The following is a 13,564-nucleotide window of genomic DNA, read 5'->3' as shown; positions in this document are numbered from 1 at the left end:
GCAAAGCAGCGCGGGCCTCCGTTCGTTCGCACTGAGGTCTTTTGGGGAGTTCACATGTATGTTGTCCGTCCGGTAGAACTGTCGGATATCGGCGCGCTGGAAAGCCTGGCCGCGGTCACGACGCCGGGAGTGCACACGCTGCCGCGCACGCGCGACGCGATCACCGCCTTCGTCGAGCGTTCCATCGCCTCGTTCGCGGCGCAGGTCGACATCCCGAGCGAAGAATCCTACCTGTTCGTGCTCGAAGACACGGCCAGCAACGAAGTTGTCGGCACTGCCGCCGTGCACGCGTCGGCCGGCTCGAACGGCACCTATTTCGCCTTCCGCAACGACGTCATCCAGCAGGTCTCGCGCGACCTGAACATCAGCCACAGCGTGCACGCCCTGACCCTGTGCTCGGAACTCACGGCCTGCTCGCAGCTGGCCGGTTTCAATCTGCGCGACCGCGAGCGTGCCGGCATCGAGGCTGCGCTGCTGTCGCGTGCGCGCCTGCTGTTCGCGGCGCTGGCGCCGCACCGCTTCGGCGACCGTTTCTTCGTGCCGCTGCCGGGCGTGACCGATGGCGACGGCCAGTCGCCGTTCTGGAATGCGCTGGGCCGCAAGTTCTTCAAGATGGATTTCCTGGAAGCCGAGCGCATCATCGGCGGGGCGCGCAACCGCACCCTGATCGTCGAGCTGATGCCGCACTATCCGGTCTACGTGCCGCTGCTGCCGGGCGACGCCCAGGCGGCGATGGGCCAGATCCATCCGAGCGGCCAGCTGGCCTTCAAGCTGCTCACGGAAGAGGGCTTCGAAGCGGACGAATATGTCGACATCTTCGACGGCGGCCCGATCCTGGCGGCGCATAAACTGTCGCTGCGTTCGTTCTGCGGCTCGCAGCAGCGCCGCGTCGAGACCGCATCGCGTGGCAATGGTGCCACCGTCACCTACGCGGTGGCCACCAGTGCCGACCGCTTCCGCGCTGTCACCGTGTCCTGCCCGCCCTGCGATACCTCCGACGCCATCTGCCTGCCGGCCGAGGCACAGCAGGCGCTGGGCGTGGCGCCGGGTGATACCGTCATCTGCGTCAGAATCTGAGAGAGGCACCATGCTCGTCATTCGTTCCATCGCCGCCTCCGACCTCGACGGCCTGATCGACCTGGCCACCCAGGTCGGCAGCGGCATGACCACCCTGAAGCCCGACCGCAAGATGCTGGGCGACCGTGTCGACTGCGCCGTTGCCTCGTTTGCCGAGACGATCCCGCCCGAAGAGCGCGACTACATGTTCGTGCTCGAGGACACGAGCAACGGCCGCCTGGCAGGCATCTGCGCCATCAAGGGTGCGGTCGGCCTGACCGAACCGTTCTATAACTACCGCATCGGCACCCTGGTGCACTCCAGCCGCGAACTGAACGTGTTCACGCGCATGGAAACCCTGTACCTGTCGAACGATCTCACCGGCGCGACCGAACTGTGCTCGCTGTTCCTGCAGCCGGACTACCGCAGCGGCGGCTACAACGGCAAGTGGCTGTCGAAAAGCCGCTTCCTGTTCATTGCCCAGTTCCAGCAGCTGTTCACCGAAAAGATCATCGCCGAGATGCGCGGCTATTTGCTGGAAGACGGCACCAGCCCGTTCTACGAAGGCCTGGGCCGCCACTTCTTCAAGATGGATTTCAACCACGTCGACGGCCTGACCGCGATCGGGAAAAAATCCTTCATCGCCGAGCTGATGCCGCGCCAGCCGCTGTATGTGGATTACCTGCCGCAGTCGGCGCGCGAAGTGATCGGCCAGGTGCACCGCTCGACCCTGCCGGCGCGCAAGCTGCTGGAGCAGGAAGGCATGCACTACGACGGCTACGTCGACATTTTCGATGCCGGCCCGGTGCTGCAGGGCCGCGTGTCCGACCTGCGTTCGGTGCGCGACAGCGTGCTGCGCGTGGCCGTCGAGGGCAAGCCCGAGGGCGACACCGATTGCCTGCTGGTGTCGAACACCAAGCTGCACGATTTCCGCATGGTGCTGGCGCAGGCCACGATCGACGGCACGGAAGCGGTGCTGTCGGCCGACGAGCTGGCGCTGCTGCATTGCGAGGCGGGCGACACGGTGCGCACGCTGTCACTCAACGTTAGGAAGAACAATGGCTAACCTGTCGAACTACATCAACGGCGAATGGCTCGCCGGCAGCGGCGCGGAACTGGTCACGATCGATCCGTCCACCGGCCGCCAGACCTGGACCAGCAACGAGTCGAACGAAGACGACGTCGCCCGCGCCGCGCAAGCCGCCCGCGACGCCTTCGAGGACTGGGCCTTGACGCCTTTGGAAGAACGCATCGCCATCTGCACGCGCTTCCGCGATCTGCTGAAGGAACACACCGAAGAACTGGCCGCGACGATTGCCGAGGAAGTCGGCAAGCCGCTGTGGGAAGCGCGCACCGAAGTGGCGACCATGGCCAACAAGATCGATATCTCGGTCCAGTCCTACGGCGCGCGCACCGGCGAAACGAATGCCAAGGTCGCCGACGGCAATGCCGTGCTGCGCCATCGCCCGCATGGCGTGTTCGCTGTCTACGGTCCCTACAACTTCCCCGGCCATCTGCCGAACGGCCACATCGTGCCGGCCCTGATCGCCGGGAACACGGTGGTGTTCAAGCCGAGCGAATACGCGCCGCGCACCGCCGTGAAGACCGTGCAGCTGTGGGAACAGGCCGGCCTGCCGCAGGGCGTGCTGAACCTGGTGAACGGCGGCCGCAATACCGGCATCGCGCTCGGCGCGCAGCCGCAGATCGACGGCGTGCTGTTCACCGGTAGCAGCCAGACCGGCGCCGCCCTGCACAAACAGTTCGGCGGCCAGCCGGGCAAGATGCTGGCGCTGGAAATGGGCGGCAATAACCCACTCGTGGTCTGGGATGTGAAGGACATCGATCCTGCCGTGCACCATGCGGTGATGTCGGCCTTCATTTCGGCCGGCCAGCGCTGCACCTGCGCGCGCCGCCTGGTGGTGCAGGACACGCCGGAAGGCCAGGCCTTCATCGACCGCCTGGTCGAAGTGGCGAGCAAGCTGCAAGTCGGCCCGTCGAATGCCGAGCCGCAGCCATTCATGGGACCTGTGGTTTCGGCAGCGGTGGCCGCGCGCCTGGTGCAGGCCCAGGCCGAAATGGCGCAGAAGGGCGGCAAGGTGCTGCTGCAGATGCGCCAGCTCGACCCGAACGCCGGCTTCGTCACCGCCGGTATCGTCGACGTCACCGATGCGCAAGGTATTCCGGACGAAGAGTGGTTCGGTCCGCTGCTGCAGATTGTGCGCGTGAAGGATTTCGACAGCGCGCTGAAAGTGGCGAATGCCACCGAATTCGGCCTGGCTGCGGCCCTGCTGTCGCCGTCGGAAGAGCTGTGGAAGCACTTCGCGGTGCGCGCCCGCGCCGGTATCGTCAACTGGAACCGTCCGACCACGGGCGCGGCCAGCTCGGCGCCGTTCGGCGGCGTCGGCAAGTCGGGCAACCACCGTCCGAGCGCCTACTATGCGGCGGACTACTGCGCCTACCCGGTCGCCTCGATCGAAACCTCCGAACTGGAAATGCCGGCCAAGCTGTCGCCTGGCCTGAGCTTTTAATTGAGCTTCTAATTATGTTCAACGCGCGCGAATACAACTTCGACGGCCTGGTTGGCCCGTCGCACAACTACGCCGGCCTCTCGTTCGGCAACGTCGCTTCGTTCAGCAATGTGAAGAGCGCCTCGAACCCGCGCCAGGCGGCGCTGCAGGGGCTGGCCAAGATGCGTGCGCTGGCTGCGCGCGGCTTCGGCCAGGCCGTGATGCCGCCGCAGGCGCGTCCGAACTTCCGCCTGCTGCGCAGCCTGGGATTTTCGGGCACCGACGCCGACGTGCTGGCGCAAGCCTGGCGCGAGGCGCCGGTGATCCTGTCCTGCGCCTGGTCGGCCGCGCCGATGTGGACCGCGAACGCCGCCACCGTCAGCCCCTCGGCCGACACCCGCGACGGCCGCGTGCACTTCACCGCCGCCAACCTGAACAACAAGCTGCACCGCTCGGAAGAGCACGTGCAGGCCACCCGCACGCTGCGCCACATCTTTGCCGACCACGATCACTTCGTGGTGCACGACACGCTGCCGGCCACGCCGGCCTTTGGCGACGAGGGCGCGGCGAACCATACGCGCTTTGCCGCTGACCATGGTGCGCCAGGCGTGGAGTTCTTCGTGTACGGCCGCGTCGAGTTCGACCCGTCGGCCCCGGCCCCGAAAAAATACCCGGCGCGCCAGACCCTGGAAGCCTCGCAAGCCGTGGCGCGCCTGCACGGCCTGGACCCGGCGCGCACCGTGTTCGCCTCGCAGAATCCGGACGTGATCGACCAGGGCGTGTTCCACAACGACGTGATCGCGGTCGGCAACGGCAACGTGTTGTTCTACCACGAGCAGGCGTTTGCCGACGAAGCCGCAACCATCGATGCGCTGCGCCGGACGGCAGCGGGTGTAGGCTTCGAGTTTGCGCCGGTGCGCGTGGAGACCGGCATGGTGCCGGTGGCGGATGCCGTGGCCAGCTATTTGTTCAACAGCCAGCTGCTGTCCAAGCCGGACGGCAAGATGGCGCTGGTGGTGCCGCACGAATGCCGCGAGAACGACGCGGTGGCGCGCTACCTGGGCGGCCTGGTGGCAAGCGGCGGGCCGATCGACGAACTGATCGAATTCGACCTGCGCCAGAGCATGCGCAACGGCGGCGGGCCTGCCTGCCTGCGTCTGCGTGTGGCGCTGACCGACGAGCAGGCGGCCGCGATGCACGGCGGCGTGATCATGACCGAGGCGCTGTATGCGCAATTGGTCGAGTGGGTCGAGAAGCATTACCGCGACCGGGTCGAGCCGAAGGATTTGATGGACCCGCAGTTGGCGATCGAGTGCCATACGGCGCTGGAAGCGCTAGAGCGCATTCTTGGTTTGCCCGGTTTATACGATTTCGGTTGATATCGCCGATGATCAGCCGGTGAGACCGCGTGGACACAGGTGTCCACCCTACGAAACCCGCGATTGGTTTTGTAATGTTGGATGATCGGACGGTGAAACCGCGTGGGCAGTAGGGCTGGCTAAATGCCAGCACTACAAATGCCCACCCTACAGCGGCGGTGTAACGTAGGGTGGACTCCCGAGTCCACGCGGTACAGCAGTAAGGAACAATCAAAGCGTCGCGTAGCACCGCAAGCAGTAGAAACCGTAGGGTGGGCTCTTGAGCCCACGCGGTACAACAGCAGCATATAGAAAAAAGCAGCAAAGACCCGACGCCAAGCGCACACCGCGCCATCGTCGACACGACTAACGAGTTACACGCTTCCAGGACAAGGAAGCCAAGGACCTGGACGGGACAACCCCGTCCACCAAACGCCGGTGCACGCAAAGCCACAAGCCGTAGCGCGCGCAAGCGACAACATCAAGCTTGGAGAAGCAACAATGAACGACATGACGCAAGATCTGCGCACCCAGACCCTGGCCCTGGTGACCAACCAGCCGGCAGCCGGCGCGACCGAGCCGGTAACGGCCCTGATCACCGCCTGGATCCGCTCGCTCGACGAAGAAGACCTGGCCGGCATCGCGCCGCAAGCCCTGGCGCCCGTCCTGTGGGACGGCTTCATGCAGGCCGCGAAGCGCACCCAGGGTTGCCAGATCGCGCAACTGCGCTATAACGACACCAAGGGCGGCAATGCCACGGCCCTGTTGATCGTCAACGACGACATGCCTTACCTGGTCGATTCCTTCGTCATGGCCCTGCGCAAGGAGCGCATCCTGGCCGCCGGCGTGATGAACGCCGTGCTGCCGGTGCAGCGTGATGCGTCCGGCATGGTCGCCGCTGTCGGCGCCGCCGGTTCTCCGCTTGAGTCCTACGTCCTGGTCCTGCTGAACGACGAACTCGCCTTTGAAGAACTCGACAAGCTGACCGCGCGCATCCGCATGGTCGCCAACGACGCCGCCACCGTGCACCGCGACGCGGTGGCCATGGGCGACCGCATGACCGAAGTCGCCGCCGCGGCCAGCGCCCACGGCACCCCGGCCGGCCAGGAAGTGGCCGCCTTCCTCGAGTGGGCCAAGAACGAAGGCTTCGAGCCCTTCGGCTACGCCTACTACGAAGTGCAGCCGGGCCAGCCGCAGCTGGTGCGCGACATCCCGAGCCGCATCGGCGTCCTGAAGGACACCGCGCACCCGGTCTACGGCACCTGCCTGGCCAACATCCCGGGCGAACTGGCCACCCTGTCGGCACGCGCCGAGACCCTGTCGATCGTGAAGGCCGACGTCGAAGGCACCCTGCACCGCGACCAGCCGCTGGACTTCATCGGCGTGCGTAACACCGATGCGCAAGGCAACATCCTCGGCGAGCACTGCTTCGTCGGCCTGTTCACCCGCGCCGCCACCTCGACCCCGCTGGCGCGCCTGCCGTTCGCGCGCGGCCGCGTGGCCAAGGTCCTGAGCCTGGCCGGCGTGCGCCAGGAAGGCTTCCGCGCCGAGAAGTTCCTGGAAATCATGGAGTCGCTGCCGCGCACCGAAGCGCTGGAAGCCGATCCGGAATGGCTGGCGCAAGTGTGCAGCTCGGTCGTCTCGCTGTACAAGCAGCCGCGCCCGAAAGTCTTTGCGCGCCGCGACGTATACGGCCGCCACCTGAACGCCCTGGTCTACCTGCCGCGCGAGCGCTACAGCGCAGCGGTGGCAGCAAGCCTGGCGCAAGCCCTGAAAGACAGCTCGGGCGCGCATGACGTGCGCGTCCAGACCCTGGTGGCTGATGGCCCGCTGGCCCGCGTCTACCTGATCGCCCACGCCGCGCGCAATCCGCTCGACCTGGAAACCGACATCCAGCAGCCGCTGCTGGCCGTGCTGGACGGCTGGCACGACCGCTTTGCCGCCATGACGAATGGCGTCGAAGAGCATGCCCAGCGCAGCAACCTGCGCAAACTCGGCGCCAACCTGCCGGTGTCGTTCGTCACCGCCACCGCGCCGGACGTCGCCTTCCGCGACCTGCAGGCCATGCTGAACATCGGCCAGCACGAGCGCGTGGCCGTGCGCATCGAGCCGGGCAGCGGCGAAGGCAACGCCGCGCGCGACGCCTCGATCCGCCTGTACTCGAACGAGAATGTGCCTTCGCTGTCGCGCATCCTGCCGGCCCTGCAGAACGCCGGCATCGCCGTCGACCGCGAACAGACCTGGGCTATCACCACCGCCGACGGCGTGCGCCACCACGTGACCGCGCTGGCTGTCGACGACGAGAGCGGCGCCAAGCTGGTGAAGGCCGGCATCGCTCCGGTGGCCGAGGAACTGTTCACCGCGCTGTTCAACGACGAAGCCGAAGACGGCCGCATGAACGGCCTGACCATCGAAGGCGGTTTGTCGATGCGCGAAGTGCAGCTGGTGCGCGGCTACATCAGCTATTGGCGCCAGCTGGGCTCGAAGTTCTCGGTGCGCTACATGGCCGAGACCCTGCGCATGCAGCCGGCCCTGGTGAAAGAATTCGTGACCGGCTTCGTGCAGCGCTTCGATCCGAAACTGTCGCAGTCCGAGCATGACGCCGGCACCGCGAAGCTGTCGGCACTGAAGGCCGGCCTGTCGAGCGTGAACCACGCCGACACCGAGGAAATCATGGCGGCCCTGGTCGACCTGGCCCTGGCCACCGTGCGCACCAACTACTTCCAGAACAGCGGCGAGAAGATCATCTTCAAGTTCGACACCAGCAACCTGGCGCTGGCGCCGGAGCCGCGTCCTTACCGCGAGATCTACGTGTTCTCGCGCCGCTTCGAAGGCGTGCACCTGCGCGGCGGCCCGGTCGCCCGCGGCGGCCTGCGCTGGTCGGACCGCATGGAAGACTACCGCACCGAAGTGCTGGGCCTGGTGAAGGCGCAGATGGTCAAGAACGCCGTCATCGTGCCGGCCGGCTCGAAGGGCGGTTTCGTCTGCAAGCAGATGCCGAAGGACGCGCCACGCGAAATCATGGCCGCCGAGGGCGAAGCCTGCTACCGCATGTTCATCTCCAGCCTGCTGGAAGTGACCGACAACCGCGAGCGTGGCGCCATCGTGCCACCGCAGAACACCGTGCGCTACGACCAGGACGACCCTTACCTGGTGGTCGCTGCCGACAAGGGCACCGCGACCTTCTCCGACATCGCCAACGGCATCGCCGTGCAGCGCGGCTTCTGGCTGGGCGACGCCTTTGCCTCGGGCGGCTCGAACGGCTACGACCACAAGAAGATGGGCATCACCGCCAAGGGCGCGTTCGAAGCCGTGAAGCGCCACTTCTACGAACTGGGCCACGACATGAGCACGACCCCGATCACCATGGTCGGCGTGGGCGACATGTCGGGCGACGTGTTCGGCAACGGCGTACTGCTGTCGCGCCAATTGAAAGTGCTGGCCGCGTTCGACCACCGCCACATCTTCCTCGATCCGACCCCGGACGTCGAAGTCTCGTTCAAGGAACGCCAGCGCATGTTCGCGCTGCCGCGCTCGTCGTGGGAAGACTACGACAAGTCGCTGATCTCGCAGGGCGGCGGCGTGTTCCCGCGCTCGGCCCGTTCGATCGAACTGACGCCTGAAGTGCGCGCTGCGCTGGACATCAAGGAAACGTCGCTGGCGCCGGAAGAGCTGATGCACCGCATCCTGCTGGCACCTGTCGACCTGTTCTACAACGGCGGTATCGGCACCTACATCAAGGCCTCGAACGAGACCCACGCGCAGGTGAAGGACCGCGCCAACGACCGCATCCGCGTCAGCGGCAACGAACTGCGCTGCAAGGTCGTGGCCGAAGGCGGCAACCTGGGCGCGACCCAGGCCGGCCGTATCGAGTTCGCGCTGAACGGCGGCCGCATCTTCACCGATGCGATCGACAACTCGGCCGGCGTGGATTGCTCGGACCACGAAGTCAACATCAAGATCTGGCTGGACACCGAAGTCAACCTCGGCAAGCTGCCTGAAGCCGACCGTAACCGCATCCTGAACGAGATGACCGGCGACGTCGAGAAACTGGTCCTGCGCGACAACTCGCAGCAGACCCACCTGCTGACGCGCGAAGTGCAGGCCCAGTCGAACGCCTCGGTGGTCGACGCCTACGCCGCGCTGATCACCAGCCTGGAAAGCGAAGGCGCCGTGTCGCGCGAGCTGGAACAGCTGCCGACGGACGCCGAGCTGCAGCGCCGCAAGGCGCAAGGCGAAGGCCTGACGGCGCCGGAACTGGCGGTCGTGGTGGCGAACGTGAAGAACCGCTTCAAGCGCATCCTGGCGACCCTGCCGCTGACCGACGAACCATGGGCCGACACCGTGCTGCGTCCTTACTTCCCGGCCCAGCTGGTCGCCACCCGCGATCCGCTCGACCACCCGCTGGCCAGTACCATCCTGGCCACCGTGCTGGCGAACGAAGCGGTCAACCGCTGCGGTCCGCTGATGATCCGCGACCTGGCCGCCGAGCACCGCATCGACGACGCCGAAGTGGTCAAGGCCTGGGGCCGTGGCTGGTCGGCGCTGCAACTGGCGCCGGTCTTCGACGCACTCGACGCCGATGCGCTGAACGTGCCGCGTGACGTGTCGATCGCGGTCGACGCCCGCACCCGCGCACTGCTGCGCGCCGTGATGGAAGGCGTGCTGTCGATGCCGGCAGGCGCCGACGGCATGAAGGAACTGACCTCGCTGTTCGCAAGCAGCGACCAGATGCGCCAGCTGATGCCGGCCAAGTCCGAAGCCGATGGCCACGCTGGCCTGAGCAAGAACTTCGTCGCGTCGTGGAAGGCGGTCGAGGCAATCGAGTCGCTGGCTACCTTCCTGTTCGCGGCGGTATCGGTGCAGCGCCCGGCCGGCATGACGCTGGCCCAGTTCCTGCAGGTCGGCATGGCGCTGCGCGAGCGCGCCGGCATCGACACGCTGGAGCGCGGCCTGAAGCTGCCGGCCACCAGCAAGTCGCAGGAACAGCTGCGCAACTACGCGATGCAGGCACTGCGCCGCACCCAGCAGCGCCTGCTGCTGCAGGTGATCGAGCGTGCCGGCACGGGTGACGCGCTGGCGGCTGTCGATGCGGTGACGACCGAGCGTGGCCTGAAGGGCTATGCGCAGGTGACCGACCTCGAAGAAGCGATGCTGGACGTCTGGGCGCTGTCGGAAGGCTCGAACCCAGAGCGGCTGGCGGCCTAAGCGATGAGCGCACCCGACCAGGCACAGGTGCCGGACGCGGTGCGCGCGCTGGCCGAGGCCGATTTCGGCACGGTCGCGCAGCGCTTCGCGGACGCGGGATTCGCCGTCGGGACGCCTGCCAAGGGCATCCTGACGGTGAAGGGTTCCGGCGGCGTACGGCCGGCGGTATTGCTGTCGGTTGGCGTGCATGGCGACGAAACCGGGCCGATCGAAATGGTCGCCTACGTGATCGAAGCCCTGTCGCGCGAACCGTCGGTGCTGGCGGTGGACCTGATGCTCTGCGTCGGCAACATCGATGCCATCGCCGCCGGCAAACGCTTCATCGATGCGGATTTGAACCGCATGTTCAAGGCGGACCGCGGTGCGCTGGCCGGCACCTTCGAGAGCGCGCGGGCCGACGAGATCATCGCCGCGACCGATGCGTTCTTCAAGGGTGCGGGACCGGTGCGCTGGCACCTGGATTTGCACACCGCGATCCGCGCCTCGCACTATCCGGTGTTCGCGATCGTGCCGGATCTGATCGCGGACGGGCGCAAGGCGGACTTGATCCGCTGGCTGGGCGAGGCGGCTATTCAAGCGATCATCATGAATCCGAAGTCGGCCGGCACCTACAGCTACTACTCGAGCGAGCACCACGGCGCCGCCGGCAGTACGGTGGAACTGGGGAGGGTGGGCACGCTGGGGCAAAACAACCTGGCCCAGTTTGCCGATGCCTCGGCCGCGCTCGACGCCATGCTGCGCGGCGTGCAGGCGCCGCCGGCCAAGGCCGCGCCGCATGTGTTCAAGGTGGCGCAGGAAGTGGTCAAGCTGTCGGATGCCTTCACCATGGGCTTTAGCAAGGAGACGCCGAACTTCGCTTCGCTGAAACGCGGCGACGTCATCGCCACCGATGGGGAGACGGTGTATACCGTGTTCCATGAAGAGGAGATGGTGGTGTTTCCGAATCCCGATGTGCGGGTCGGCCTGCGCGCCGGCCTGATGGTGGTGCGCATCGATTGAACCAAAGCCGCGAGAGATCGCGGCTTTTTTATATCGTGGCGGTTCCGGCCCCCGTACGGTGGGCACGCCGTGCCCACGCGGAACGATGATCATCGTTGGCGCTGGATGCCGGCATGCCTGTCGCGTACCGACAGCGTCTCCCGAGCGCCCGGCGAGCGCTATTTCCATCGTTGACGCCGCGGGGCGAATAGTCGCCGCCGCCGGCTAACGGACGAGCACGTAACCGCGTGGGCACGGCGTGCCCACCCTACCAAAGCACGATTTCCCAAGCTTCGATAGACTTTGTGCTTTGCACAAGACCGGAGCCGTCCATGAGCAGCATGCTGTTTTCCCCCTACAAACTCGGGCCGATGGAGCTGTCCAATCGCATCGCCATCGCCCCGATGTGCCAATACTCGGCCGACGAAGGCCTGGCCACCGACTGGCACATGATCCACCTCGGCCAGCTGGCCCTGTCCGGCGCCTCGCTCCTGATCATCGAGGCCACCGCCGTCACGCCCGAAGGCCGCATCTCGCCCGACGACCTGGGCCTGTGGTCCGATGCCCACCTCGACGCCCTGCAACCGATCATCGCCGCCATCCGCAAGCACTCGCCGATCAAGGTCGCGGTGCAGCTGGCGCACGCCGGCCGCAAGGCGTCGAGCGCGGCGCCGTGGCTGGGCGGCGCCAACATCAAGCCCGACGAGGAGCGCGGCTGGCAGACGGTGGCGCCGTCCGCCGTGCCGCACGCCGAAGGCGAGACCGTGCCGCTGGCGCTGGATGCCGATGGCCTGCAGCGCATCAAGCAGGGTTTCGTCGATGCCGCCCGCCGCGCCGCTGCGCTCGGCCTGGACGGCATCGAACTGCACGGCGCCCACGGCTACCTGCTGCACGAATTCCTGTCGCCGCTGTCGAACCGGCGCGAAGACCAGTACGGCGGTTCGCTGGAAAACCGCATGCGCTATCCGCTCGAAGTGCTGGAGGCGGTGCAGGCTGCCGTACCCGAGACCATGGCCGTCGGCATGCGCATCTCGGCCACCGACTGGGTCGAGGGCGGCTGGAACATCGAGGAAAGCGTGGTCTTTGCCAGGGAGCTGGAAAAGCGCGGCTGCCACTTCATCCACGTGTCGAGCGGCGGGCTGTCGCCGCAGCAGAAGATCCCTGTCGGCGCCGGCTACCAGATCGCCTTTGCCGAACGCATCAAGCGCGAGACCAGCATGCCGACGATCGGCGTGGGCTTGATCACCGAGCCGCAGCAGGCCGAGCACATCCTGCAATCAGGCCAGGCCGACATGGTGGCGCTGGCGCGCGCAATGCTCTACAACCCGCGCTGGCCATGGCATGCCGCCGCCGAACTCGGCGCCCAGGTGGCCGCGCCGCAGCAGTACTGGCGCTCGCAGCCGCACCAGTTCAAGAACCTGTTCGGCGACACCCGGCTCGGGCAACGCTGATCCGCGTTATTGCACGGTTCAACCCGGCAAAAGCGCAGTCTGTCGCAGGGTGCGCGACAGTGGCGGGGGCAGATTCTAAAGTGGCAACATCAGCGCTGCGGCGCTCCACCACGACAAGAAAAGGTCCCCACCATGCGTACTCTGCTCGCTCTCGCCTGTGCTGCAACTCTCAGCGGATGCATCATCGTTGCCGGTCCTCCGGGCAGCGATTATGCAGTGCACACGCCGTTCAGCGGCAAGACGGTGGAAGGCGATGGCGTTGCGACGCGCGACGTGCGCAGCGTGGCGGCCCTGACCGGCCTGAACGTGGGTGGTTCGATGATCGTCGAGGTGCGGGTCGGCGCGGCGCCGTCGCTGGTGGTCGAAGGCGACAGCAACCTGGTGCGCTACGTGCAGACCGAAGTGCGCGGCTCGACCCTGCATATCGGCACCGAAGGCCGCCTGCGCAGCACCACGCCCCTGAAGGTCATCTACACCACGCCGCGCCTGACCGAACTGCGCGCCGGCGGTTCGGGCAATGTGACCGTGCGCGACTTGCGCGGCGACCCGCTGGAAGTGCGCCAGGGCGGCTCGGGCGTGACGCGCCTGTATGGCGACGTTGCCGATCTCGAAGCCAGTGTGGCCGGTTCGGGCAAGATCGAAGCGACCGAGCTGCGCGCCGGCAGCGCACGGATGGGCGTCAGCGGGTCCGGACGCCTGAGCGTGGGCCAGGTGCGCGGCGATTATGCGCGCGCTTCGGTCAGCGGGTCGGGGCGGGTGGAAGCGGGTGGCGCCGTGCAGCGTTTGAACGTGAGCGTGAGCGGCTCGGGCAGCGTGGACCTGGTGAATCTCACCAGCGAGCAGGGTGAATTGAGCACCAGCGGTTCGGGCGGGATTTCGGCCACGGTGCGCCAGTCGGTGGTGGCGCAGGCCAGTGGTTCGGGTCCGATCCGCGTGTATGGGCAGCCGGCGAAGCGTACGATCAGCGGACGGGGCGTGCAGGTGATGTAAGCGGACGGGGTGTCTC

The 13,564-nt window shown here is 66.7% G+C and carries 8 protein-coding genes; all 8 read left to right on the top strand.

Annotation, left to right across the window (positions count from 1 at the left end; all coding sequences use genetic code 11):
• The first annotated feature begins 54 nt into the window (after positions 1-54).
• Positions 55-1,077: an arginine N-succinyltransferase gene (locus tag ACWYRN_RS06865; RefSeq protein WP_488691725.1), complete on the top strand. Its 1,023-nt coding sequence runs from the start codon at positions 55-57 to the stop codon at positions 1,075-1,077.
• A 10-nt stretch (positions 1,078-1,087) separates the two neighbouring features.
• Positions 1,088-2,122, top strand: a complete 1,035-nt coding sequence (astA, locus tag ACWYRN_RS06860; RefSeq protein ID WP_488691724.1) for an arginine N-succinyltransferase — start codon at positions 1,088-1,090, stop codon at positions 2,120-2,122.
• Complete coding sequence (gene astD, locus ACWYRN_RS06855) at positions 2,115-3,584, top strand: succinylglutamate-semialdehyde dehydrogenase (RefSeq protein WP_488691723.1); 1,470 nt, start codon at positions 2,115-2,117, stop codon at positions 3,582-3,584. The genes astA and astD overlap by 8 nt, the downstream gene beginning before the upstream one ends.
• A 14-nt stretch (positions 3,585-3,598) precedes the next feature.
• Positions 3,599-4,942: an N-succinylarginine dihydrolase gene (gene astB / locus ACWYRN_RS06850; RefSeq protein ID WP_488691722.1), complete on the top strand. Its 1,344-nt coding sequence runs from the start codon at positions 3,599-3,601 to the stop codon at positions 4,940-4,942.
• Between the two features lie 480 nt (positions 4,943-5,422).
• On the top strand, positions 5,423-10,129 hold the full coding sequence (locus tag ACWYRN_RS06845) for an NAD-glutamate dehydrogenase domain-containing protein (RefSeq protein ID WP_488691721.1): 4,707 nt from the start codon (positions 5,423-5,425) through the stop codon (positions 10,127-10,129).
• 3 nt (positions 10,130-10,132) lie between these two features.
• Positions 10,133-11,128, top strand: a complete 996-nt coding sequence (locus ACWYRN_RS06840; protein ID WP_488691720.1) for a succinylglutamate desuccinylase — start codon at positions 10,133-10,135, stop codon at positions 11,126-11,128.
• Positions 11,129-11,439: 311 nt separating this feature from the next.
• Positions 11,440-12,558 carry an NADH:flavin oxidoreductase/NADH oxidase gene (locus ACWYRN_RS06835; protein ID WP_488691719.1) on the top strand — a complete coding sequence of 373 codons (1,119 nt, stop codon included), beginning with the start codon at positions 11,440-11,442 and terminating at the stop codon, positions 12,556-12,558.
• A 132-nt stretch (positions 12,559-12,690) separates the two neighbouring features.
• A complete protein-coding gene (locus tag ACWYRN_RS06830; protein ID WP_488691718.1) occupies positions 12,691-13,548 on the top strand; it encodes a head GIN domain-containing protein in 858 nt (285 codons plus the stop codon).
• Positions 13,549-13,564: the final 16 nt, after the last annotated feature.

This window comes from Massilia sp. BAP21 (assembly GCF_057801335.1).
The sequence above is the reverse complement of the archived record's forward strand: the minus strand, read 5'-3'. Positions and strand labels throughout refer to the sequence as shown.

What these genes read in the sequence shown, in the direction of transcription:
- ACWYRN_RS06865 (WP_488691725.1), top strand. Translation starts at nt 55, where the DNA reads ATGTATGTTGTCCGTCCGGTAGAACTGTCGGATATCGGCGCGCTGGAA.
- astA (WP_488691724.1), top strand. Translation starts at nt 1,088, where the DNA reads ATGCTCGTCATTCGTTCCATCGCCGCCTCCGACCTCGACGGCCTGATC.
- astD (WP_488691723.1), top strand. Translation starts at nt 2,115, where the DNA reads ATGGCTAACCTGTCGAACTACATCAACGGCGAATGGCTCGCCGGCAGC.
- astB (WP_488691722.1), top strand. Translation starts at nt 3,599, where the DNA reads ATGTTCAACGCGCGCGAATACAACTTCGACGGCCTGGTTGGCCCGTCG.
- ACWYRN_RS06845 (WP_488691721.1), top strand. Translation starts at nt 5,423, where the DNA reads ATGAACGACATGACGCAAGATCTGCGCACCCAGACCCTGGCCCTGGTG.
- ACWYRN_RS06840 (WP_488691720.1), top strand. Translation starts at nt 10,133, where the DNA reads ATGAGCGCACCCGACCAGGCACAGGTGCCGGACGCGGTGCGCGCGCTG.
- ACWYRN_RS06835 (WP_488691719.1), top strand. Translation starts at nt 11,440, where the DNA reads ATGAGCAGCATGCTGTTTTCCCCCTACAAACTCGGGCCGATGGAGCTG.
- ACWYRN_RS06830 (WP_488691718.1), top strand. Translation starts at nt 12,691, where the DNA reads ATGCGTACTCTGCTCGCTCTCGCCTGTGCTGCAACTCTCAGCGGATGC.